Origin of the sequence: Stenotrophomonas sp. SAU14A_NAIMI4_8 (assembly GCF_003086695.1) — a bacterium.
Taxonomy (GTDB): domain Bacteria; phylum Pseudomonadota; class Gammaproteobacteria; order Xanthomonadales; family Xanthomonadaceae; genus Stenotrophomonas.
Map to the genome: position 1 here is coordinate 3,299,850 of NZ_CP025999.1, position 23,697 is coordinate 3,323,546.

Genomic DNA, 23,697 nt, shown 5'->3' on the forward strand with positions numbered 1-23,697 from the left:
CGGGCCACCGTGCGCGGTGCGGGTCCGGTTGGAGCGACGGCGCGACCTGTGGCCGCGCCGCCCTGTTCAGAACTTGTATCGTACACCGAAATACGCGCGTCGCCCGTAGCTCACCACTTCACGGAAGTTGCCGTAAAGCGGCTGGTAGGCCACGCGCGGTTCGTTGGTCAGGTTCATCAGCTCCAACGACAGCGACAGCTGTTTGCTGACCCGGTAGCGCATGCGCAGGTCCACGCTGGTGTTGTCATCGTAGTAGCGGTTCTGCTGCGCGGTGTTGCCGGTGAAATCCTGGTAGTAGTGCGAGCGGAACTTGCCGATGGCCTGGATGTTGAAGCGGCCGACGTCCCAGTAGATCGAGCCGGACAGCACGTGCCGCGAGAAACCGCTCAGCCCGGCCGGCGGCACGATGGCGGGAATGATGCTGCCATCGGCAGCTACCTGCTCGCCCAACCGCGAATCCTGGGTCTGGTAGTCGGCATCGGCGTAGTTGTAGCTGACCTTGAAGCCCAGCCCGTCGAACGGCTTGGGCAGATAGGACAGGCGGTGGGTGGCAGTCAGCTCGAAGCCGGTCAGCGTGCTGTCCTCATCGGTGGTGACCTGCTGGCGCACCGGTACGGTCACCGTCTGCCCGTTGAGGGTGTAGGTTTCCGGCACCAGCGCGGTGGCGGTGCCGCCGTTGAACTGCTTCCAGTACACCGCACCGGCCAGCATCGTGTCCGGGTTCGGGTACCACTCCAGCGACAGATCGCCGTTCCAGGACATCAACGGCTGCGCGGCCGGGTTGCCGCTGGCACTGATGTCATCCAGCGCGTCGGCCAGGTCGCTGTAGGTGGCATCGCTGCTGACATTGATGGTGCGCCCTGCCCCCAGCGCGGCGATATCCGGACGCGACATCGCCCGGTAGGCGCCCACCCGCAGCAGCAGGTCCGGCTGCAGTTCGAAAGCGGCATTCAGGCTGGGCAGCAGCTTGTCATTTCCGGCCTTGAACGCCTGCGTGGTGTAGTTGCCGGTGGGCTGCAGGCGAAGGGTGCCATCGCCGTTGTCCAGCACCACAAGATCGGTGCGCACGCCTTCGGAACGCACATCAGTCTTCACCCAGCGCAGGCCGACGTTGCCGCTGACCGGCAGGCCCAGCAGGGTGCTGCTGAATTCGCCCATCAGGTACAGCGCGCGGGTCTTTTCAGTGACATCGACGTTGTTGGGATCCTGGAAATCCGGATCTAGGCCGCTGGCCAGGCTGCCACGGAACGACTGGTACAGGCAGTCCGGATCGAAGTACGCCCACGACGAGATCGTGTTGCCACTGGAGGCGTCCATGAAGTCGTCCTGCGGGAACGGCGCTCGGCACGCCTTGTTCGCCGCGATGATCTTCGCCTTGTCGGCGGCCACGCGCTGGTCGTAGTCGGTCACCAGGGTGTTGTCGCGCAGGCGGTAGTCGGCCTGGCTGGCGCGCAGCCCGCCCTTGATGCGGGTGAAGAAGCCCGACTCGGGCGTGAAGCTGGTATCGAAGCGGCCGGCCTTGATCTTGTGATCGTTCTCGGTGGCGCTGGAGGTCACCCGCGCCGCGCCCGAATACGCATCCCAGTTGTTCACATCGAAGTTGGGCGCCAGCGCGATGCTGGGCACCTCGCCGTGCCAATCCCAGTCGTAGTCCACGTAGCCGGTGGCACCGCTGCTGATGCCGGGCACCACGGCGTTGTTGACGTCGCGCTGGTTGGCGCGCAGGCGGGTCATGCGCTCGCTGTCCAGCCGGTTGGTGTGCGAGTAGGAAAGATCGGTGGTCAGTTCCCAGGCCGGGCTGGGCCGGAGGATCAGGTTCAGGCCGCCACCGGTGTACTCCTCGCCGCGCCAGTAGCGGTTGGACGTGGAATCGATGGAAGTGCTGCCGTGCAGGTGGCGCACGATGCCGTTCTCGTCCACCTCGCGCTGGGTGATGCCGCGGCGGGCGTTGGACAGGCTCAGGTCGCTGCGGTTCTCATACCAGTTGCGGTCGGTATGCTCGAAGTCCACGTTCAGCTCGACAACATCGTTGGGCCGCCACTGGATCGCGGCAAACTCGCTCTGGCGGTCGTTGCGTTCCTGTTTCAAGCGGTAGATGCGGCTGCTGGGCACCAGGTAGTACGGCGCTCCGTTGGCGATGGCCTGCGCGCTCACTTCGTTGCAGTTGGCGTTGGCCACGTTCTGCGCGCCGTTGCAGGCGTACCAGGTGGAGCCGCTGGTGATGCTTTCTTCCGGGTCGGTGCCGTCCAGCCGCTGGAAGCCCAGCGAGATGCCCAGCTTCTGGCCATCGCCGAATTCGAACTGATCGATATAGCTGGCGGTGCCGCGGTAGCCGATGCCATCGTCGTCGCGGTACTTCTTGTCATACTCGGCCCAGCTGCCGCGCAGGTCGATCTGCGCCGCGCGCTTGCCATATTCCAGCGGACGTACGGTCTCCAGGCCGATGGTGCCGGCCACGCCGCCCTCGATGATGTCCGCACGCTGGGTCTTGTAGATGGCCACCGTGTTGACCAGCTCGGCCGGGAACATGTTGAAGTTCACCGAACGATCGCCACTGCCGTTGGTGATCTCGCGACCGTTGAAATTGGTGCTGCTGAGGAACGCGCCGAGGCCGCGGATCGAAATTTCAGAAGCGCCGGTCTTGTCACGGGTGGACGCGGCGCCGGTCAGGGTTTCGATGGCATCGGCCAACGACGGTGCCGGCAGATCGCCGATGTCATCGGCCGACAGCACATCGGCAATGACCGTGTCGTCGCGCTTCTTGTTGATCGAACTCTGCATGGATTCGCGGATGCCGGTGACCTGCACCTGGTCCAGCGTGGTCGCATCCTGGTCCTGCGCGGCCGACTGCGCCTGTACGGTGGGCACGGCCGCCAGCGCTGCCAGCAGTGCCACGATCAGTGGCGTGGGGCACAACGAGGTGTTGCGTACTGCTCCGGCGGTTCGCCGCATGGTCTCCTCCTCCCAAAGGATCGCCTGGATGGCAGGCGTGGGACGCAGCTTCGGCACGCCGATGGCAAGTTGTCAACCAATTGGACTGGGTTTTTCTTAATACCTTTGTTTCAGACCAATTCACGGTCAACTTATGTGCTGATGCAGCATGACTTTGCGCGAAAGCTGGCTTACAAAAGACCTCGAAGTGGTATACATACCCGCCCCGAAACGACACTCACACTGTCCCTGGAAGGTTCGCATGCGCCTCTTATCGCTACCGCACCGCCGTTCCAAACCATTTTCGGTTTCCTGCCTGACCACTGGACTGGCAATGTGCCTGTCCACTTTTTCGGCGCAGGCCGCCAGCTGGCTGGTGCACGACGCCGCCGAGTTCACCACCGCGGCCGCAGCGCTGCAGCCCGGTGACGAGATCGTGCTGGCCGATGGCACCTGGACCGATACCCGGTTGTTGCTGAAGGGACAGGGCACGGCGGCGGCGCCGATCGTGCTGCGCGCACAGACCCCGGGCAAGGTGATCCTGAGCGGCCGCTCCGACCTTCGCCTGGCGGGCAGCTACCTGCAGGTGTCCAACCTGGTGTTCCGCGATGGCTACACCCCCGGGGATTCGGTGGTGGCCTTCCGCGAATCGAGCAAGGCCGTGGCCACCCACAGCCGGGTGACCGGGCTGGTGATCGACGATTACAGCAACCCCGATGCCAGCGACCAGGACTACTGGGTATCGCTGTACGGCAGCCACAACCGCCTGGACCACAGCCAGTTGCGCGGCAAGACCAATGCCGGCCCGACCGTGGTGGTGGTGCGCGATGCCAGCCAGGGCCTGGACAACCAGCACCGCATCGACCACACCTGGTTCGGGCCGCGTCCGGCGCTGGGCGTGAACGGCGGCGAGACGATACGCGTGGGCACCAGCGATACCTCGCTGAGCGATTCCAACAGCACCATCGAGAACAACTGGTTCGAAGGCTGCGACGGCGAAACCGAGATCATCAGCAACAAGTCCGGCGGCAATACCTATCGCGGCAACGTGTTCTACCGTTCGGCCGGTGCGCTCACCCTGCGCCATGGCAACGGCAACCGGGTACTGGACAACGTGTTCCTGGGCGATGACAAGGCCGGTACCGGCGGCGTGCGCGTGATCAACGCCGACCAGACCGTCAGCAACAACTACTTCGAGCGCCTGGCCGGTTCCAGCAACCGCGCCGCGCTGGCGGTGATGGACGCCCAGGCCAACCCGCCACTGTCCGGCTACGCGCCGGTAGTGAACGCCACGATCAGCCGCAACACCTTCGTCGATGTGGCCAGAATCAGCTTCGGCGTCGGCCACGATCCGGCCAAGGGCCTGGACGTGGCCGCCAGCAACAGCCGCTTCAGCGCCAACCTGATCGTCAACCGCAACAGCAAAAATCCGCCCACCGCCGCCAGTTCGCTGGCGGGCATCACCTTCGCCGGCAACGTGCAGTCACCGCAGGCCAGCACGGTGTTTCCCGGCGGGGTGGCCAGCGCCACCGTCACCCTGCAACAGGCCGCCAGCGGCCTGTGGGCGCCCAGCCCTGCCCTGCCGGCCGTGGGTGCCGAGGCGGCACTGACGATGACCGCGCGCGAAGCAACCGGGGTGGACTGGTACCCCAAGGTGGGCGAGGTTGCCCTGTCACGCACCAACACCGGAGTTGATCGATGAGGTTGCAGCCGCTGTTCGTTTCCCTGGCCCTGGCCCTGCCCGCTGCCGTGATGCCGGCCCTGCCGCTGCAGGCGGCACCGGCGGCCAGCGCACGCCAAGCCGACACCGCACCGGTGCTGGTGACCGCTGCGCAATGGCAGCAGATGGCCAGCGAGGGCAGCCGCTACCCCTGGTTCGCCAAGGAGCAGGCGCGTGCGGAAAAAACGCTGAAGAAGATGATGAAGGCCGGCATCGACGTGCCGGTGCCGAAGGACAAGGGCGGCGGCCGCACCCACGAACAGCACAAGCGCAATTACCAGGCACTGCTGGCGGCCGGCACGCTGTACCGGCTGACCGGTGACAAGGCCTATGTCGACTACGCGCGCGACATGCTGCTGCAGTACGCCAAGCTCTACCCCACCCTGGGCCCGCACCCCGAAGGCCGCGGACAGATTCCCGGCCGCGTGTTCTGGCAGGTGCTGAACGATTCGGTGTGGCTGGTGAACGCGATCCAGGGCTACGACGCGATCCGCGATGCGCTGCCCGCCGCCGACCGCCAGACCATCGAATCGCAGGTGTTCCGGCCGATGGCCGAGTTCCTGGTAAGCGAGCCGAAGAACTACGACCAGATCCACAACCATGCGACCTGGGCGGTCGCGGCCACCGGCATGACCGGCTATGTGCTGCGTGACCAGGAACTGGTGGAGAAATCGCTGCGCGGCAGCCAGAAGAATGACCAGTTCGGCTTCCTGCGCCAGGTCGACCTGCTGTTCTCGCCCGATGGCTATTACGAAGAAGGCCCGTACTACCAGCGCTATGCATTGGCGCCGTTCCTGCTGTTCGCCAATGCCATCGAACGCAACGAACCGCAGCGGAAGATCTTCCAGCGCCGCGATGGCGTGCTGCTGAAGGCGGTCGATGTGCTGGTGCAGACCAGCTATGACGGCCTGTTCTTCCCGATCAACGATGCGATCCTGGACAAGGGCATCGACACCGAAGAACTGGTGGCCGGCATCGGCATTGCCTATGCGCGCAGCGGCGATGATCGCCTGTTGTCGGTAGCGCAGAAACAGAAACGGCTGCTGCTTTCGCCCGAGGGCCTGCAGGTGGCGCAGGCCTTGGCGGCCAACAAGGCCAAGCCCTTCGACTTCCGGCCCCTGTTGTTGCGCGATGGCCCGGCCGGCGACCGCGGTGGCCTGGCGATCCTGCGCATGAACGGTGAGCGCGGCCAGGCACTGGTGCAGAAGGACACCATGCAGGGCATGGGCCATGGGCATTTCGACAAGCTCAACTGGCTGTTCTACGACAACGGCAACCCGGTGGTGACCGACTACGGCGCGGCCCGCTTCCTGAACGTGGAAGCCAAGCGCGGCGGCATCTACCTGGCCGAGAACCGCAGCTGGGCCAAGCAGACCGTGGCCCACAACACCCTGGTGGTGAACGAGACCAGCCACTTCAAGGGCGACTGGAAGCGCGGCGAAGAGCATGCACCGCAGGTGCGCTTCTTCCAGGCCGACGCCGACACGCAGATTGCCTCGGCCAGCATGCGCGATGCCTACCCCGGCGTGGTGTTCACCCGCACCCAGGCGCTGCTGCGCCATCCTGAACTGGGCCTGCCGGTGGTGCTGGACCTGCTGCAGGTGCACGGCGACAAGGCCGCGCGCTACGACCTGCCGCTGCACTTCAACGGCCACATCGTCACCACCGGCTTCGAGGCCGAGCATTTCCCGGCGCAGCGCCCGGTGCTGGGCAGCGACAACGGCTACCAGCACCTGTGGCTGGATGCGCGCAGCAAGGCCGGCAGCGAACCGCGCACGCTGGCCTGGCTGCTGGATGGGCGCTTCTACACCTATCGCTTCGGCAGCAGTGCGCCAGCACAAGCCCTGCTGGTGGAAAGCGGCGCCAACGATCCGGAGTTCAACCTGCGCCGCGAGCCGGCCCTGCTGCAACGCGTGGAAGGGCAGAAGGACGTGACCTTCTACAGCGTGCTGGAGCCGCATGGCGAGTACAACGGCACCGCCGAATACGTGCACGGCGCCGACAGCCGCATCAAGGAGATCGTGCGCAGCCGTGGCAGCGATGCCGAGGTGATTGAACTGCGCCTGGCCAGCGGCGCCCGCATCGCCCTGGGCGTGGCCGACGACAGCACCGCCAAGGGCGAGCACAGCGTGACCGTTGATGGCCACGCCTACCGCTGGAGCGGCAGCCACGCGCGCATGGACCGCAGCAAGGGTGACGCGCGATGAACGGCCCGGCGGTGGTATCCACCCTGCGCAAGGTGCCGGTACGTTCGGCGGTGCGCTGGCTGATCGTCGGCCTGATTGCCGTGGCCACGGTGATCAACTACATCGACCGCAACGCCTTGGCGGTGATGTGGCCAGAGATCGCCAAGGAAGTGGGCGCAACCAAGGATGATTACGCGCTGCTGGTAACGGTGTTCATGCTGTTCTACGCGGCCGGCCAGTTCCTGTTCGGCCGCCTGTTCGACATGATCGGCACGCGGCTGGGCTTTGCGCTGTCGATCAGCGTGTGGTCGATCTCGATTGCCCTGCATGCAGTCACCCATTCGATCCTGTCCTTCAGCCTGGTGCGCGCGATGCTGGGCATCAGCGAGGCCGGTGCATGGCCGGGCGCGGTGAAAGCCAATGCGGAATGGTTCCCGGCGCGCGAACGGGCGCTGGCGCAGGGCGTGTTCAACGCCGGTGCGTCGGTAGGCGCGATTGTCTCGGCACCGGCCATCGCCGGCCTGTACCTGTGGCTGGGCTGGCGCGGCACCTTCGTGCTGGTCGGTGCCATCGGCTTCCTGTGGCTGCTGCCGTGGCTGTTCGTCTACCGCGCCGGGCCGGACAAGCACCCCTGGGTGAGCGACGCCGAACGCCGATTGATCCAGGAAGACCAGGCCGGGCAGCAGGCAGTGGCCGCGCCGAAGGTGAGCGTGCGTGCGCTGCTTGCCCATCGGCAGAGCTGGGGCATGCTGGCCTGCCGCTTCCTGCTGGACCCGATCTGGTGGCTGTTCGTTTCCTGGCTGCCGATCTACCTCGCCGAAACGTTCGGCTTTGACATCAAGCAGATCGGTCTGTTCGCCTGGGTGCCCTTCGTCGGCGCCATGCTGGGCAGCCTGAGCGGTGGCTGGCTGTCCGGGCGCCTGATCCGCGCCGGGCACAGCGTGGACCGCGCGCGCAAGCTGTCCATCTCGCTGGGCTGCGTGATCATGGCCCCGGCCCTGCTGGGCGCAGTGCTGGCCAACCAGCCGCTGCTGGCGGTGCTGGCCATTGCCGCGGTGCTGTTCGGCTTCCAGGTGGCGATCGGCAACATCCAGACCCTGCCGGGCGATCTGTTCGATGGTCGTTCGGTGGGCACCCTGGCCGGCCTGGGTGGGCTGGCCGCCGTGGCCGGCACCCTGATCACCACCTGGCTGGTGCCGGTGCTGACCCGCCATTCCTACGCGCCCATTTTCATTCTTGTCGCCGCCCTGGTGCCGCTGTCGCTGGCTGCGCTGTGGTGGTGGACCGGCCCGATCCACAAGCTCGACCGCCCCGGCCGTTGAGCCCACGTTTTTCATTCCCCCGCAAACCAAGGAGTTTCCCGCATGTCGTTCAAGGACAAGGTGGCCATCGTCACCGGTGGTGGCCGTGATATCGGTCGCGCCGTCTCGATCAAGCTGGCCGCCGCCGGTGCACGCGTGTGCATCAACTACGCCAACGACGAAGCCAGCGCGCAGGACACGCTGGCCGCCATCCAGGCCGCCGGTGGCCAGGCCATCGTGCACCGCGCCGACGTGACCGACGCCGCTGCGGTGGCCGGCCTGGTGGCCGCCACCCAGGCCGCGTTCGGTGAGCGCATCGACCTGCTGGTGAACGTGGCCGGCGGCATGGTGCAGCGCCGCCCGCTGGCCGACATCGACCCGGCGTTCTTCCACACCGTGATGGACCTGAACCTCACCTCCACCTACCTGACCACCCACGCGGTGGTGCCGCACATGGGCGAAGGCGCGGCCATCGTGAACTTTGCCTCGCAGGCAGGGCGCGATGGCGGCGGCCCGGGCGCTTCGATCTATGCCACGGCCAAGGCGGCGGTGATGACCTTCACCCGCGCCATGGCCAAGGAACTGGGGCCGAAGGGCATCCGCGTGAATGCGCTGTGCTGCGGCATGATCGCCACCCGCTTCCACGATGAATTCACCAAGCCGGAAGTGCGCACGGCGGTAGCCGGTGCGACCCCGCTGCGCCGCCAGGGCGTGCCGGAAGAGGCGGCGGATGCGGCGGTGTTCCTGGCCTCGGACGCAGCGGCCTTCATCACCGGTGCGAACCTGGATGTGAACGGCGGCACCTACTTCTCCTGACCTGAGCGGACCCTTCCCATGCAGCGCTGGATCACCCTGCTTTCGCTGGCTCTCGGCGCTGCCGTGGCCGCCCCCACCACCCAGGCCGCACCGGTCTGGGTGACCGCCTGGACCGCGTCACCTGCACCGGACCGCAAGGACGGCACGGCCGAGGCGCCGGTGCAGTTCGCCGCGCAGACGGTGCGCCAGGACATGCGCGTGGGCAGCCGTGGCGAAGCACTGCGGCTGCGCATCAGCAACGAACTGGGCACCACGCCGCTGCGCGTGGAAGATGTGCGCGTGCAATTGAAGGGTGGAAAGGCTGCGCCGCTGGCGGTGACGGTGGATGGACGCAGCGCGATCGAGGTGCCGGTGGGCGCAGCGCTGTTGAGCGATCCGCTGCCGCTGCGGCTGGGCGCGCTGCAGGAAATCAGCGTGACCGCGTGGTTCCCGCAGCCGACACGGCCGGCCGTGCGCCGCACGGTGGTGCGGGTAGTGGATGGCCCGCAGGCCAGTGTGGCCGATGCGGTGAAGGTGAGTTACCAGCAGAACGTGTTTTCCGCGGTACTGGTGCAACGCGCCGACCGACCGCAGGTGATCGTGGCCCTGGGCGATTCGATCACCGAAGGGGCCACCGCCCGGCGCGGCTCGTTCAACCAATGGCCCGAGCGGCTGGGCGAGCGCCTGCAACAGGCCTGCCCCGACCGTTTCGTGGTGCTCAACCAGGGCATCAGCGGCAACAAACTGCTGGACCACGGCCGCAGCCATAGCGCGCTGTCACGACTGGATCGCGACGTGATCGCGGTGGCCGATGCCGATCAGGTGATCCTGTTCGAAGGCATCAATGACATCCGCAACGGCGGGGGCGCCAAGCCGCTGCCAGGTCGCAACGCAGCGGACATGCTGCTGGGTTACCGGCAGGTGGCGGCGCGGCTGCAGGCACACGGCATCCGCGCATGGCTGGGCACGCTCACCCCGTTTGGTGGTTCCGAGCGCTACGAGCCGGTGTCGGCAGCGACACGCACGGCCATCAACCAGTGGGCGCGCGGCAAGGACACCGGCTTCGATGGCGTGGTCGATTTCGACGCGGCGCTGCGTGACCCGGCGGCGCCGGAAGCCTTGCCGGCGGACATCACCCGCGACCACCTGCATCCCAATGATGAGGGCTACCGGCGCATGGCCGAAGCGATCGACCTGGGCATGCTGGGCTGCCAGCCCCCGCGTTGAACCGCTGTTGCCTGCTCGACTGCTTCAACGCTTCGGTAGAGTCGAGCTTGCTCGACTGCTTCAACGCTTTGGTAGAGTCGAGCTTGCTCGACTGCCCCTGCATTGTAGAGTCGAGCTTGCTCGACTGATTCCAGCAAGAGCAGTCGAGCAAGCTCGACTCTACGGAAGAGCAGAGGCAGTCGAGCAAGCTCGACTCTACCGTTCACGGGGCGGCGGCGCGCGGGCCGAACATGATCACGGCCATGCCGGCCAGGCACAGGGCGGCGCCCAGCAGATCCCAGCGGCTGGGGCGGATGCCGTCGACCAGCCACAGCCAGAACAGCGCGGTGCCGATGTACACGCCACCATAGGCGGCGTACACGCGCCCGCTGGCGGTGGGGTGCAGGGTCAGCAGCCAGGCGAACAGGGCCAGGCTGGCCGCCGCCGGCAGCAGCAGCCATGCGCTGCCGCCCTTGCGCAGCCACAGCCACGGCAGATAGCAGCCGACAATCTCGGCCAGCGCGGTCAGCAGGAACAGACCCAGCGTTTTCACGCTTTTTCCGCGGCCTTGGCGTGCTGCCAGAGGGCTTCCTGCGCATCCAGGTCCAACCCCGCCAGCGCTTCCCCCTGTGCCTCGGCCTGCGCTTCCATGGCGCGGAAGCGTCGCTCGAACTTGTGGTTGGCCCCACGCAGTGCCGCGCCCAGGTCGATGTCGGCATGGCGGGCCAGGTTGGCGCAGACGAACAGCAGGTCGCCCAGTTCCTCCTGCAGCCGTGCCTTGTTGCCGGCAACATCGCCGCGCTCGAATTCCTCGCGCAGTTCCTGCAGTTCCTCGGCGGCCTTGTCCAGCACCGGCAACGGGCCCGGCCAATCGAAGCCGACCCGCGCGGCACGTGCCTGCAGTTTCACCGCACGCTGCCATTCGGGCAGGCCGCGCGAGATGCCGGCCAGGGCCGAGCCATCCTGGTCACCCTTGGCCGCACGTTCGGCACGCTTGATCGCGTCCCAGTTGCGCATCACGCCATCGGCGTCGTCCACGTCCACATCGGCGAACACGTGCGGGTGGCGGCGCTGCATCTTGTCACTGATCGCGCGGGCGACATCGGCGAAGGCGAAGCTGCCCTGCTCTTCGGCCATGCGCGCATGGAACACCACCTGCAGCAGCAGGTCGCCCAGTTCATCGCACAGATCATCGAAGTCGCCGCGATCGATGGCATCGGCTACTTCATAGGCCTCTTCGATGGTGTACGGCGCAATGGTGCTGAAATCCTGCTGCAGATCCCACGGGCAGCCGCCCTGCGGATCGCGCAGGCGCGCCATGATGCCCAGCAGGCGCTCCAGTTCGGTGCTGGCGGCACTGCCGACGGTGGGGGTATCGCTCATGCAGCCTCCAGGTTCAGTCGGTCAACCAGTCGCGCCACGGCAGGCTGGTGTCGCCCAGGGCGATGAAATCGCCATTGAGCAGCGTGCTGCGGCGGTTGTAGCGGAAGGGCTTGCCGGTACGCGCCGACAGCACGGCACCGCCGGCGGCGTGCAGCACGCACTGGCCGGCGGCGGTGTCCCATTCCGAGGTGGGCCCCAGCCGCGGGTAGACGTCGAGCCCGCCTTCGGCAATGCGGCAGAATTTCAGCGACGAGCCCTGCACCACGGTTTCGATGTCGCCCATGCGCTGCAGCAGCGCAAGGGTTTCCGGCGAGCGGTGCGAACGGCTGGCCGCCACCCGCAGCGGCGTGGTCGCCGGGCTGCGCGTGCGCAGCACGGTGTCGTGCAGGCCCTGGCGGCGGTAGGCCAGTTCGCCGCGCATGGCGTGCCAGACGATGCCGGTCACCGGCGCCTGCACCACGCCGAACGCCGGTGCGCCCTGGTAGATCAGCGCGATGTTGACGCTGAACTCGCCGTTGCGCTTGACGAAATCGCGGGTGCCGTCCAGCGGATCGACCAGCCAGTAAGCGCCCCAGTGCTGGCGTTGTTCCCAGGGCACCAGCGCCGATTCTTCGGAAAGGATGGGCAGATCCGGGGTGAGCTGGCGCAGGCCCTGCTGGATGACACGGTCGGCGGCCAGGTCGGCCGCGGTGACCGGGCTGTCGTCGGCCTTCAGGGTCACGTCGAAACCGCTGCTGTAGACCTGCATGATCGCCTGCCCGGCTTCCTGGGCAATGGCAATGGCGGTCTCGCGCAGTTCGGTGGTCAGCTTGATCATCGCGCCGCCTGCAGCCACTGCCGCGCGATGAACAGCGCGGCCAGCGAACGGCCTTCGGAAAAGTCTTCGCGCAGCATCAACTGGTCCAGCTCGGCCAGCTTCCACGGCACCACTTCCAACTCTTCGGGCTCATCACCGGCCAGCTTTTCCGGGTACAGATCGCGTGCCACCACCAGCCAGGACTGGTGGCTCATGTAGGTCGGCGCCAGGGTCATCGCGCGCAGCACATCCACGCGCCGCGCACCGTAACCGGCCTCTTCCTTCAGCTCGCGGTCGGCAGCCTGTTCCGGGGTTTCGCCCGCATCGATGCGGCCCTTCACCAGGCCCAGCTCGTAGCGGTGTACGCCGGCGGCGTATTCACGCACCAGCAGTACGGTCTGGTCATCCAGCATCGGCACCACCACCACCGCGCCATGGCCGCGGCTGACCAGGCGCTCGAAGCGCCGGTGTTCGCCATTGGAAAACTCCAGGTCCAGGTGCTGGCGCTGGAACGGGCCGTTTTCCTCGTCGGTGATCCGATGGATGATCGGCAGGCGACGGCTGGCGCGGTCATCGGTCATTCGGACTCTCCACGGCGGGCGGCGCGCGCGCCGGGGCCGATAGAATGGGCAGGCAGCAACATGTTCATGAGCCCGAAATGCTAGCAGACCCAACCCCTTCCCCGCTGGCCCGGCAGTGGCGGCAACGCGACCTGCAGGTGCTCTGGCACCCCTGCACGCAGATGCGCGAGCACCCGGACACCCTGCCGCTGGTGCCGATCGCGCGCGGCCAGGGCGCCTGGCTGATCGATCACGACGGCAACCGCTACCTGGATGCGGTCAGCAGCTGGTGGACAAACCTGTTCGGTCACGCCGAACCGCGCATCGGCGGCGCCATTGCCGCACAGGCCGGGCAGCTGGAACAGGTGATGCTGGCCGGGTTCAGCCATGAACCGGCGATCAGCCTGGCCGAGCGCCTGCTGGCGCTGGCGCCGCGCCAGGCCGGGCGCGACCCGCTCGCCAAGGTGTTCTTCGCCGACAACGGCTCGGCCGGGGTGGAAGTGGCGCTGAAGATGGCCTTCCAGTATTTCCAGAACCGCGGCGAGCGCCGGCGCACGCGCTTCATCGCGCTGGAGAACGGCTACCACGGCGAAACCCTGGGCGCACTGGCGCTGGGCGATATCCCGCTGTACCGCCGCGTGTATGCGCCGCTGCTGGCCGAGGGCCTGTTCGCGCCCTCGCCCGATGCCTACCTGGCCGAGCCCGGGCAGAGCGCCACTGAGCGCGCCCTGCAGGCCGCCGACGGCCTGGCCACGCTGTTCGACCAGCACCCGGGCGAAATCTGCGCGGTGATCCTGGAACCGCGCCTGCAGTGCGCCGGCGGCATGCGCATGCACGACCCGATCTATCTGAAACGGGTGCGCGAGCTGTGCGACGCGCACGGTGCGTTCATGATCGCCGATGAGATCGCCACCGGCTTTGGCCGCACCGGCACCCTGTTCGCCTGCGAACAGGCCGGGGTGATGCCCGACCTGATGTGCCTGTCCAAGGGCCTGACCGGCGGCTTCCTGCCGCTGGCCGCGGTGCTGGCCACGCAGGCGCTGTACGACGCCTTCCTGGACGATTCACGCGAGCGCGCGTTCCTGCACTCGCACAGCTATACCGGCAACCCGCTGGCCTGCGCGGCCGCCCTGGCCACGCTGGACATCTTCCGCGACGAGGACGTGATTGCGCGCAACCGCGGCATCGCCTCGGTGATGGGCGCCCTGGCCGCGCCGCTGGCCGACCATGCGCACGTGGCCGACGTACGCCAGGCCGGCATGGTGGTGGCGTTTGAACTGTCGCGCAACGGCGATCGCCGCACGCCGTTCGAGCCGGCATTGCGGCTGGGCCTGCACGCCTACAAGGCGGCGCTGAAGCGCGGCGTGGTGCTGCGCCCGCTGGGCGATGTGCTGTACTGGATGCCACCGTATTGTGTGGACGACGAACAACTGGAACTGCTGGCCCACACCACGCTGGCAGCCATCGACGAGGCAATTGCATGCGCGTGACCCGCTGTCCCATCGACCTGCCGCTGCACAGCGGCCAGACCCTGACGCTGCCCGAAGACACCGCCAACCACCTGGTACGGGTGATGCGACTGCACGAAGGCGATACCTGCGTGCTGTTCAATGGCGATGGCCACGACTACAGCGCCGTGCTGACCGTGGCCGGCAAGCGTGAGGTGCAGGTGCGCATCGACAGCGTGCAGGCCGTCGGCAACGAATCGCCGCTGGCCATCACCCTGCTGCAGGGCGTGGCGCGCGGCGAGAAGATGGACCTGATCCTGCAGAAGGCCACCGAACTGGGCGTGGCCGCCATCGTGCCGGTCAATGCCGAGCGTACCGAGGTGAAGCTGGACGCCGCCCGCGCGGAAAAGCGCGTGGCGCACTGGAACAACGTGGTGACCTCGGCCTGTGGCCAGTCCGGGCGTGCACGCATTCCGGCGGTGGGCACGCCGCTGTCGCTGGCACAGGCAACGGCAGCGTTGCCGACCGACACCCTGCGCTTGACCCTGGACCCGCTGGGCAGCCACCGCCTGTCCACGCTGCAGGCCGCACCGGCGGGGGGCGTGGTGATCGCCATCGGGCCCGAAGGCGGCTGGTCGCCGCGTGACCGCGATCAGCTGGCCCAGGCCGGTTTCCAGGGTCTGCAGCTGGGGCCGCGGATCCTGCGCACGGAAACCGCCGGCCTGGCCGCGATTGCGGCATTGCAGGCGCGGTTGGGGGATCTGGGGTAAGGGGCGCGTTCCGCGAGCGAAGTGCCGACCAAGGTCGGCACCTACCAAGGGCGGCGAAGCAGTGCCGACCAAGGTCGGCACCTACCGAGCGCGCGCAGCCGCCGGATCAGGCGGCCAGCGAATCCAGCGCGCTTTCCAGCGCATCCAGGTTCGGCAGCAGGGCGCTCTTTTCGCCCAGCAGCACCCGCATGTGCACGATGTCGGGCAGCGTTTCTTCCGAGGCGTCGGCCAGCAGACCGTCGCGCGGCACCGAGATCAGCTGCGGGAAGTTCTGGGTCAGCAGCGCGTAGTACGGGCGCTGGGCGTTGCCGCTCAGTGCCTTCAGCACCACCACCTTGTTGTGCGCACCCACCACTTCATCGCCCAGGCCGGTCAGGCGCGCGAACGACAGCAGCGGCACCTGCCAGCCGTGCCAGGCAATCTGCCCCAGCAGCCAGCGCGGTGCGTCGGCAACCGGTTCGATCGCCACGCGCGACATCATTTCGGCCACGGTGGCGTTGGGCAGCAGCACGCGCTCGCCACCGGCCTGGATCAGGACGCCGCGGATCTCGTCATTGCTGGCGTAACTCATGCTGCGTCTCCGTCATCTTCGTGCCGGCCCCAGCGCGCGGCAATCGCCTGCGCCAGCTCCTGCGGTTCACCGGCGACCATGCCGGCGGCCACCACGGCCGTGGCCGCAGCCGGGTCGTAACAGCCTTCGCCCACCTGCCCTGCCACCCAGGCGCCGGCGGCGGCCAGGTCCAGCGCCGGCCCCACATGGGCCAGGTCGGCGCCGCTGAGCAGCACCACCGCGGTGTGCGCCGGCGGCAGGGCGTCGATCGCGATGCCCTGCGCACGGGTCTGGAAGTACAGCCCGTCCGTGGCCGCCTGCACGCCCAGATCATCAGCCAGCACGTGCACTTCACCGGGTACGGCGCGCTGGCCCGGTTCGGCCAGTTGCACCGGCAGCGGCGAAACGCGCGCCATCTGCTTGACCAGGTTGCCGTAGCGGCCACCGTCCAGGCGCATGTGTACCAGCACCGGCACGCTCAGGTCGGCCGGCAGCGCGCCCAGCAGGCGACGCAGCGCATCGGGACCGCCGATACCGGCCAGCACCAGCAGCGCACCGGCGCGGGCGCCGGCGGGCAGTGCTGCATCCAGGTCCACCAGGCTCAGGTGGTCGGTATCGAAGGTGGTCGGTGATGCAGCGTCGGCCGCCGGAGTGGTCGGGGCCGGCGCGCTGGCAGGCTCATCCACCAGCGACCAGGCGGTGTGATCGCCCAGCGCAGCCGACGGCACCGGCGGCGGTTCGATCACCGGCGCAGCGATGTCTTCTACAGCCTCGGCCGACGGCGGCGGCTCGGGCAGCACCGGCTGCAGCGCGGCCAGCGCCTGTTCCAGCGCGATGGGTTCATGCAGGTCGGCCGGAGGCGAGTACAGGCCATCGGCCGGCACGTCGTCGGCCCACGACAGCGCCTGGTCCAGGTGCGGCTGCAGCGCGGCATCCTGCGGCTGCGGCGGCGTGGACGGCAGGCCTGGTTGCAGCTGCAGGCTGGGCTCGTCTTCGGCACCGGGCGGCAATACCTGCTGGTGGCCGTGCAGCTTGGCCGCCAGGTGGCGGCCCCAGCGCTGAGCTTCCCAGCCGTCACGGCGCGCGGCCAGTTCGGCCTCGTCGAACACCAGGGTCAGCCCCGGCGCGGACAAGGCCGGCTCCAGGCGCTCCAGGGCGTCCTCGATGGCCGCCTCAAGGGCGATCACCACGAACTGCGGCTGTGCATCGGCCAGCGCCTGCGGTTCCAGGCCGCTGGGATCATCTTCCAGCACGATCTGCACATCGGCATGGGCCAGGGCTTCGCGCAGGCGTTCGCGCGCCGCGCCCGGACGGGCCAGCAGGGCAACGGCCGGAACCGGATTCACATCACTCACGGACACGGGCGATCCCCAGCAGGTCATACACGTTGCGCATCAGGTCCAGCTCCTGGTACGGCTTGCCCAGGTAGCGCTGCACGCCGATCTCGAAGGCGCGCTGGCGATGCTTGTCACCGCTGCGCGAGGTGATCATCACGATCGGCACGTCCTTGTAGCGCGGGTCGGCACGCATCGCGGTGGCCAGCTCGTAGCCATCCATGCGCGGCATTTCGATGTCCAGCAGCATCAGGTCGGGCACGCGCTCTTCCAGCTGCTCCAGTGCTTCCACGCCGTCGCGGGCCACGCTTACTTCGAAGTTGTGGCGTTCCAGGATGCGGCCGGTCACCTTGCGCATGGTCAGCGAGTCGTCGACCACCATCACCAGCGGCACCTGCCGTTCCTGGCGCGGTGCGTTGTCCTGCACCGGCACGATCGGGTTGGCCAGGTAACGGCGCACCAGCGGCGCCACGTCCAGGATGACCACCACGCGGCCATCGCCGGTGATGGTTGCACCGTAGATGCCCGGTACCGAGGCGATCTGCAGGCCCACCGGCTTGACCACGATTTCGCGGTTGCCCAGCACCTGGTCGATCGCCACGGCCGCGCGCAGGTCGCCGGCGCGCACCAGCAGCAGCGGCACCTGGTCCTGGCCATCTGCACGGGCCGGTGCCTGGCCGACCAGGCTGCCCAGGTCGTACAGCGGGAATTCTTCGCCGCTGTAGCGGTAGCTGCTGTCGGCCGCTTCGAAACGATCGCGCGACAGGCGGCCGATACCACTGACCGAAGCCACCGGCACGGCGAAGGTGGTTTCGCCGATCTGCACGAACACCGCCTGGGTGACGGCCAGCGTCTGCGGCAGGCGCAGGGTGAAGCGCACGCCCTGGCCACGCACCGACTGGATGTCGACCGAGCCGCCGAGCTGGCGCACTTCGTTGCGCACCACGTCCATGCCCACGCCACGGCCGGCCAGCTGGCTGACCTGGTCGGCGGTGGAGAAGCCGGAGGCAAAGATCAGGTTGTCCAGTTCCTGCTCGTTGGGCTGCGCATCGGCGCCCAGCAGGCCACGGTCGATGGCGCGGCGGCGGATCGCTTCGCGGTCCAGGCCGGCACCGTCATCGGCCACTTCCAGCACGATTTCCGAACCTTCGCGGTGCAGGCGGATGGCAACCTCGCCTTCCTCCGGCTTGCCGGCGCTGCGGCGCTGCTCCGGCGCTTCCAGGCCGTGGGCCACCGAATTGCGCAACATGTGTTCCAGAGGCGCGACCATGCGGTCGAGCACGTTGCGGTCCAGTTCGCCGTGGGTGCCTTCCAGGGTCAGGTGCACCTGCTTGCCGGTATCGATGCCGGCCTGGCGCACCACACGGCGCAGGCGTGGCACCAGGCCGTCGAACGGCACCATGCGCGCGCGCATCAGGCCATCCTGCAGTTCCGAGCTGACGCGCGACTGCTGCTGCAGCAGCGAATCGTACTGGCGCGACAGATCGTCCAGCACGCCCTGCAGGCCGCCAAGGTCGGCTGCCGATTCGTTCAGCGCGCGGCTGAGCTGCTGCAGGGTGGAGAAGCGGTCCAGTTCCAGCGGATCGAACTTCTGATCGGCCTGGTCCTGTTCACGCTGGTAACGCGCGACGATCTGCGCTTCGGTTTCCAGGTCCAGTCGGCGCAGCTGGTCGCGCAGTCGCGCATTGGTGCGCTCCAGTTCGCCCATCGCACCGCGGAACGCCCCGAGCTGCTGCTCCAGGCGCGAACGGTAGATCGCCACTTCACCGGCATGGTTGACCAGGCGGTCCAGCAGATCGGCGCGTACGCGCACCTGCTCCTGCTGCGGGCGGGCGAGCGGATCTTCGTCCGGCGTGCCTTCCAGCGGCAGCGGTGCCGACAGCGGTGCATCGGCCAGGGCGAGCGGCGCCACGGGTACGACGGTCGATTCCGCGTCGTTGCTGGCAGCAACAACGGCGCTGCCGGCATCCACGCGGGTGCGGGCTTCGAACGCGTCCAGCAGGTCCTGCGCCGGCTCCACCGTGCGGTGTTCGCCGGTACGGGTCAGCAGCTGGTGCAGGCGGTCGAAGCCACGCTCCAGCAGGTGGACGTCGGGGCGTTCGATCTCGGTGCGGCCGGCGGCCACGGCTTCCAGCAGCGATTCGATGCTGTGGCCGAGATCGCCGATCGCGTTGATGCCGGCCATGCGTGCGCCGCCCTTGAGCGTGTGCAGATCGCGCTGCAGGCCGGCCAAGGCCTCGCGGTCCTGCGGCGCTTCGCGCAGCTCGCTGATCAGGCCGTCGCAATGGTCGAGCAGGTCGTTGCCTTCTTCCACGAAGATATCGACCAGCTCGCGGTCGTACACGCTGAAGTCGAGCTGGTCGCTGGGGGCGTCTTCCTGCCCGTTGCCGTCGGCGGCAGCCACGGCAGCGGTGACATCTGCGCCGGTCTCGGCAACGGCTTCAACGGCCGAAGCCACGTACGCGCCCTGCCCCGGTGCGTCTTCCAGCTCGAACAACGGTGCCGGTGCGACCGAAACTGCTTCGGTCACGTCTGCATCCACCGTCGCCGGGGACGGCAGGTCGGCGCTCTCTCCTTCACCGACCGCCGCCTCCCCGCCGACGTCCGCAGCCTCGGCGAAGGCATCTGCCTCACCAGGCGCGAGTTCGCTGGCCTGCAGGCCGAGCACGGGCCAGTCGGCCTGCTCGTCCTGCGCCGGTTCCGGCTCGATCACATGCAGGCCGGCTTCAAGCGCCGCCTCCAGGGTGACCGGCTCGGCAAAGCCGGGCGCAGCCATATCATCGTGCAGGCTCGCCAGCGTGCTGTCGAGCGCCTGTTCATCTTCTTCGTCGTACAGCGCGGTGTCGTCGTGCGCCTGCGCCGCTACCGGCGTGTCGATCGCGTCAATCGACGCCGGTTCGACCACGTCTTCAACATCGCTGTCGTCCACCGGCAACGCGCTGGCGTCCAGATAGGGCGACAGATCATCGGCACCGGTCAGATCGGCGTCCTCGGCGTCGGCCGGGACATCGGGCAGCGTTTCGGTTACTTCTGAACCAACCGCGGCTTCCGCCTCCGCCTCCGCTTCCGCTGGCAGCGCAGCGTCGGCTTCCGTGCGGGCTTCGCGCTCGGGTTCGACCACATCGGTGCCTTCCCCGCCCTGCGGCAGCGCGGGCCAGCCGGCATCGAAGAACGGCGAAAGATCTTCGCCACCGGTCAGTTCAACGCGTTCCAGCTCGCTTTCGACCGGCGGTACCGGTTCGATGTCGCCCAGCGCATCGGCCGACGCGGCGTCGGCGTGCACGGTTGCCGCTTCGTCTGCATCGATGGCCAGATCGTCGGCGTCGTCATCGTCCATTTCCAGCACCGGCCAGCGCGCTTCGGGCAGCGCGCCAGCCAGCGCCTGCAGGCGCTGCGCCAGCGCATCGTGCGGCACGATGCGCGGCTGCTCGGCCTGCAGCGCGGTCATGGTGCCGGCAATGGCCGACGCGGTGTCCAGCAACGCCGACACGCCCTCTTCCGCCGGCACGGCCTGCGCGGCCAGGGCGCGCTTGATGTACGACTCGGCCGCCCCGGTGACGGCGGTGATTTCCGGCACCTCGGTCATCGCGAACGCACCGTTCATGGTGTGCACCGCGCGCAGCAGCGCGTCGGTCACCGCGTGCGGTGCCTGCTGTGCGTCCTGCAGCCACGCCTGCAGCGTGGCCAGGTGCAGCTCCACTTCGGCTTCCAGGATTTCCTGCAGCACGCTGTCGATCTGCGCGGGGGTGCCTACCGGCTCGACCACCTCGGCGACCGGTTCAGCGGCCTGCTCGGCAACGTCGCTGTGGAGCGCGTCCACCGGCACGGCGATGTCTTCGCTGGCCACGTCCGCCACCGGCGCTTCGGCGACCGGCGCTGCTGCGCCCGGCAACGGCACGTAGAAGGTTTCTTCACCGGCGCCGACGCGGTCGGCGATGGCCTGCATGGCCTGCAGATCGACGGTGATGCGCTGGCCGTGGCGCAGCGCGGCGTTCAACTGCGGCAGCGCGGCGTGCGCGTGGTCGACCATGGCCAGCACCGCCGGCGTGGCCGGGCGGGTGCCGTCCAGTACGCGGTTGAGCAGGCTCTCGATCTTCCAGGCGAATTCGCCCAGCGTACGTGCACCGACCAGACGGCCGCTGCCCTTGAGCGTGTGGAAGATGCGGCGGATCGGCCGCAGCCGGTCCATGTTGTCCGGCTGCATGCGCCAGGGCGGCAGCAGCGTGCCCAGGTTCTGCAGTTCATCGTCGAACTCTTCCAGGAACACCTCGCGGATGTCCTGGTCGATGTTCTCGGCATCGTCTTCGAAGCCGCCTTCGATGCCGACCTCGGCAGCGCCGGTGGCAACGGCCACCGGTTCAACGGCCTGGGCCGCTTCCGGGTGCGGATTGAACTCCGCCGCCGCCGCACTCAGTTCGGCCAGGAACTGCGCATCGGCCTCGCTGAAATCGATCGGCGCAATGGTGTCCACGTCGATGGTGGCCACGGCGACCGGTTCAGCGTCGGCGAGCACCGGTGCTTCGGCTTCGGCTTCGATCAGCGCTTCGACGACTGCCGGCTCGGCTTCCTCGGCCTGCACGGTGGCGTCGGCCAGCGGCGCGGCATCGACGATGTCCAGCGTTGCGTCCAGGCGGGGCGCTTCGTCCAGCGACAGCGTCTCCATCGCATCCAGCGACAGCACGTGCTCGGCATTGTCCAGTTCGCTGGCGTCGAAGTGGAACACCACGTCGTCGCCTGCCACGGCCAGGCCGTCCTGTTCTGCGGCCACCGGGTCGAACGACGACGCCACCGAGGACGACACCGCCGGGGCGTCGTCCCACTCGGCCACGGCCACGCTGTCCTCGGCATCACCGTGGACGTGCGCAGCGCCGTCGGCCACCTGCAGCGATGCGGCCGTCAGCGACCAGTGCGACGCGATGGATGCATCGCCTGCATCCGCATCGGCTTCATAACTGACCGGATCGAAGCTGGCGAAGGTCGGCGCACGCGCGTCCTCTTCGACCATCGGCTCGGCGGGCACGCTGTCCGCTGCGTGGTCCAGGCTGCCCAGCTCCCACTGCGGCACTGCCGGCGGCGGTGCGCTGGATGCGGCGAACAGCAGCGGGGCGCTGTCGGCAGGCGCAGCGGCAGGCACGGCATCGGTATCGGCCAGTTCCAGCGCGCCGAATACCAGCGACTGCGCATCGGCTTCCGCAACCGGCTGCGCCGGCGGCGGATCGAAGGTGAAATCAGGCAACGGCACCGGCACGTCGCCCGGTGCCGGTGCGGCGGGCTGCACCGGAATCTGCACCGGCTCGACCTGCAGGGCGGCCGCGGGCAGCGCGACCGCCTCACGCAGCACCGGGTCGGGCTGGGCGTCAGCGGCCTCGGCAGCGGCCGGCGCAGTGCGCTCGGGCAGCGGCCAGTAACGCAGCGCCTCCAGGCTGCTGCGAGTAATGTCCAGAATGTCTTCGCGGCCCGGACGGCGGTCGCGCAGCGCTTCCAGGTAGTACTCCAGGCTGGCCATGGCATCGGCCAGGGTATCGAGCTGGCGCCCGCTGGGCACACGCTGGCGGCCGATCAGTTCGGCTTCGATGTACTGCTGCACACCGCGCAGGTAGTCGGCGGCAGTGCCCAGGTCGAGCATGCGCAGCGCACCGGACACGTCGCCCAGCAGGCGCGGCACGTCCTGCAGTTCGCCGTGGTTCCAGCTGGTCTCGATGAAGGCAACGAAATGCTCGCGCGCGGCCGCGAAGTTGGCGATGGCTTCGTGCGCCAGGATTTCCACCGTGCGGCGGTTTTCCACGGCGCTGGGATCGTCTTCGCCACTGCCACCGGCGCCCAGATGGGCGACCTGGTCGTCCAGCGATGCATCCACGTACAGCAGGGCACCGGCAATATCCAGCAGCAGGTCTTCATCGATCTGCTGGCGGCCTTCAACCACGCCCAGCAGCGCATCGCGCTGCTGCACGACCACGCCACGCGCGGCGCCCAGGCCCATCATGCCCAGGGTATCGGCCACGGCACCCAGCTTGGTCACCTGTTCCTGCAACTGCTGCGGCGCGCCGCCGGTGCGCAGGTGCAGGTCCAGTGCATCCTTCACCTGCAGCAGCTCTTCCTTCACCGCGCTGCCCACCGTATCCAGCAGTTCGCGGTTGCGCCCGCTCAGGCTGCCGCGGGCGTGGTCCAGCTCGGCCTCGGTGGCGGTCACGCTCTCGGGCGCGAAGGCGAACAGCACGCTGTCATTGACGCCTTCTTCGCCACGTGCAGCGCGGATTTCGTTCAGCAGCGGCATCAGCACGATCGGAATATCGCGATGGCCGTTCTGCAGGCGCTCCAGGTAGTCGGGCAGCAGTACGCTGCCACGCATCAGGGTGGCGCAGGCTTCGTCGCGGTCGGCAACGCGGCCTTCGCCCACGGCCACGGCCAGCTGCTCCAGTTCCTCGGCCACCATCGCCGGTGCATACAGTTCGACCATGCGCAGGGTGCCCTGCACCTGGTGCAGGTAACCGGCGCAGATGCGCATGCGGCTGCCATCGGCCGGGTCTTCCACGAAGTACTCGACCTCGTTGCGCACCAGGCGCAGGGTCTCGTCCAGCTCGGGCTTGACCCAGCCCAGGGCTGCATGGCTCATGGCGTCGCGCAGACTGCTGCTCATCGGTGCGCTCCGGTCGCCGCCGCGCGCTTACCGCGCGGACCGTGGCCTGGGGAATGGAAATGCTTCATCGACTGGTTCCT

General features: G+C 68.1%; 15 protein-coding genes. 7 read left to right on the forward strand and 8 right to left on the reverse strand.

The window, feature by feature from the left end; genetic code table 11:
• Positions 1-66 precede the first annotated feature (66 nt).
• Complete coding sequence (locus C1930_RS15110; RefSeq protein ID WP_108772093.1) at positions 67-2,952, reverse strand: TonB-dependent receptor; 2,886 nt, start codon at positions 2,950-2,952, stop codon at positions 67-69.
• Positions 2,953-3,265: 313 nt separating this feature from the next.
• Here C1930_RS15110 and C1930_RS15115 point away from each other — a divergent pair, with 313 nt between their 5' ends.
• The 5 genes from C1930_RS15115 to C1930_RS15135 are packed head-to-tail and all read left to right on the forward strand — an operon-like array spanning position 3,266 to position 10,160.
• Positions 3,266-4,633 (forward strand): polysaccharide lyase 6 family protein, encoded by a 1,368-nt coding sequence (locus C1930_RS15115; RefSeq protein ID WP_234412674.1) that lies wholly within the window; start codon positions 3,266-3,268, stop codon positions 4,631-4,633.
• Positions 4,630-6,858, forward strand: coding sequence for an oligoalginate lyase (locus C1930_RS15120; RefSeq protein ID WP_108772095.1), 2,229 nt, complete (start codon positions 4,630-4,632; stop codon positions 6,856-6,858). Before C1930_RS15115 ends, C1930_RS15120 begins: the two co-directional genes overlap by 4 nt.
• Positions 6,855-8,159: an MFS transporter gene (locus C1930_RS15125; protein WP_108756938.1), complete on the forward strand. Its 1,305-nt coding sequence runs from the start codon at positions 6,855-6,857 to the stop codon at positions 8,157-8,159. The genes C1930_RS15120 and C1930_RS15125 overlap by 4 nt, the downstream gene beginning before the upstream one ends.
• Before the next feature lie 42 nt (positions 8,160-8,201).
• Positions 8,202-8,954 carry a glucose 1-dehydrogenase gene (locus tag C1930_RS15130; protein WP_108753884.1) on the forward strand — a complete coding sequence of 251 codons (753 nt, stop codon included), beginning with the start codon at positions 8,202-8,204 and terminating at the stop codon, positions 8,952-8,954.
• 18 nt (positions 8,955-8,972) lie between these two features.
• Entirely contained in the window at positions 8,973-10,160 is a 1,188-nt protein-coding gene (locus tag C1930_RS15135; RefSeq protein WP_108772096.1) for a GDSL-type esterase/lipase family protein, read from the forward strand.
• 202 nt (positions 10,161-10,362) lie between these two features.
• Here C1930_RS15135 and C1930_RS15140 read toward each other — a convergent pair whose 3' ends face one another.
• From C1930_RS15140 to nudE, 4 genes are read right to left on the reverse strand one after another with little or no spacing between them, the layout of a single operon-like run.
• Positions 10,363-10,692 (reverse strand): YnfA family protein, encoded by a 330-nt coding sequence (locus C1930_RS15140; protein ID WP_108756940.1) that lies wholly within the window; start codon positions 10,690-10,692, stop codon positions 10,363-10,365.
• Entirely contained in the window at positions 10,689-11,522 is an 834-nt protein-coding gene (mazG, locus tag C1930_RS15145; RefSeq protein WP_108756941.1) for a nucleoside triphosphate pyrophosphohydrolase, read from the reverse strand. Before mazG ends, C1930_RS15140 begins: the two co-directional genes overlap by 4 nt.
• A 13-nt stretch (positions 11,523-11,535) precedes the next feature.
• Positions 11,536-12,339, reverse strand: coding sequence for a 3'(2'),5'-bisphosphate nucleotidase CysQ (gene cysQ / locus C1930_RS15150; RefSeq protein WP_108756942.1), 804 nt, complete (start codon positions 12,337-12,339; stop codon positions 11,536-11,538).
• Positions 12,336-12,899 (reverse strand): ADP compounds hydrolase NudE, encoded by a 564-nt coding sequence (gene nudE / locus C1930_RS15155; RefSeq protein ID WP_108750809.1) that lies wholly within the window; start codon positions 12,897-12,899, stop codon positions 12,336-12,338. Before nudE ends, cysQ begins: the two co-directional genes overlap by 4 nt.
• Positions 12,900-12,976: 77 nt before the next feature.
• Here nudE and bioA point away from each other — a divergent pair, with 77 nt between their 5' ends.
• The gene (gene bioA / locus C1930_RS15160) at positions 12,977-14,368 is read left to right on the forward strand and encodes an adenosylmethionine--8-amino-7-oxononanoate transaminase (RefSeq protein WP_234412675.1); all 1,392 of its coding nucleotides are present in this window, start codon (positions 12,977-12,979) and stop codon (positions 14,366-14,368) included.
• On the forward strand, positions 14,359-15,096 hold the full coding sequence (locus C1930_RS15165) for a 16S rRNA (uracil(1498)-N(3))-methyltransferase (RefSeq protein ID WP_108756944.1): 738 nt from the start codon (positions 14,359-14,361) through the stop codon (positions 15,094-15,096). Before bioA ends, C1930_RS15165 begins: the two co-directional genes overlap by 10 nt.
• 106 nt (positions 15,097-15,202) lie before the next feature.
• Here the strand turns inward: C1930_RS15165 and C1930_RS15170 are convergent, their stop codons facing one another.
• Genes C1930_RS15170 through C1930_RS15180 form a run of 3 tightly spaced genes read right to left on the reverse strand, consistent with a single transcriptional unit; the run spans position 15,203 to position 23,617 of the window.
• Entirely contained in the window at positions 15,203-15,667 is a 465-nt protein-coding gene (locus C1930_RS15170) for a chemotaxis protein CheW (protein WP_108756945.1), read from the reverse strand.
• Positions 15,664-17,007: a chemotaxis protein CheB gene (locus C1930_RS15175; protein ID WP_108756946.1), complete on the reverse strand. Its 1,344-nt coding sequence runs from the start codon at positions 17,005-17,007 to the stop codon at positions 15,664-15,666. Before C1930_RS15175 ends, C1930_RS15170 begins: the two co-directional genes overlap by 4 nt.
• A complete protein-coding gene (locus tag C1930_RS15180; protein ID WP_108772098.1) occupies positions 16,994-23,617 on the reverse strand; it encodes an Hpt domain-containing protein in 6,624 nt (2,207 codons plus the stop codon). The genes C1930_RS15175 and C1930_RS15180 overlap by 14 nt, the downstream gene beginning before the upstream one ends.
• Between the last annotated feature and the right edge of the window lie 80 nt (positions 23,618-23,697).

Excerpts from the sequence above, each read along its gene's own strand:
- C1930_RS15110 (WP_108772093.1), bottom strand. The coding sequence starts at position 2,952 with ATGCGGCGAACCGCCGGAGCAGTACGCAACACCTCGTTGTGCCCCACG.
- C1930_RS15115 (WP_234412674.1), top strand. The coding sequence starts at position 3,266 with ATGTGCCTGTCCACTTTTTCGGCGCAGGCCGCCAGCTGGCTGGTGCAC.
- C1930_RS15120 (WP_108772095.1), top strand. The coding sequence starts at position 4,630 with ATGAGGTTGCAGCCGCTGTTCGTTTCCCTGGCCCTGGCCCTGCCCGCT.
- C1930_RS15125 (WP_108756938.1), top strand. The coding sequence starts at position 6,855 with ATGAACGGCCCGGCGGTGGTATCCACCCTGCGCAAGGTGCCGGTACGT.
- C1930_RS15130 (WP_108753884.1), top strand. The coding sequence starts at position 8,202 with ATGTCGTTCAAGGACAAGGTGGCCATCGTCACCGGTGGTGGCCGTGAT.
- C1930_RS15135 (WP_108772096.1), top strand. The coding sequence starts at position 8,973 with ATGCAGCGCTGGATCACCCTGCTTTCGCTGGCTCTCGGCGCTGCCGTG.
- mazG (WP_108756941.1), bottom strand. The coding sequence starts at position 11,522 with ATGAGCGATACCCCCACCGTCGGCAGTGCCGCCAGCACCGAACTGGAG.
- cysQ (WP_108756942.1), bottom strand. The coding sequence starts at position 12,339 with ATGATCAAGCTGACCACCGAACTGCGCGAGACCGCCATTGCCATTGCC.
- nudE (WP_108750809.1), bottom strand. The coding sequence starts at position 12,899 with ATGACCGATGACCGCGCCAGCCGTCGCCTGCCGATCATCCATCGGATC.
- bioA (WP_234412675.1), top strand. The coding sequence starts at position 12,977 with ATGCTAGCAGACCCAACCCCTTCCCCGCTGGCCCGGCAGTGGCGGCAA.
- C1930_RS15165 (WP_108756944.1), top strand. The coding sequence starts at position 14,359 with ATGCGCGTGACCCGCTGTCCCATCGACCTGCCGCTGCACAGCGGCCAG.
- C1930_RS15170 (WP_108756945.1), bottom strand. The coding sequence starts at position 15,667 with ATGAGTTACGCCAGCAATGACGAGATCCGCGGCGTCCTGATCCAGGCC.
- C1930_RS15180 (WP_108772098.1), bottom strand. The coding sequence starts at position 23,617 with ATGAGCAGCAGTCTGCGCGACGCCATGAGCCATGCAGCCCTGGGCTGG.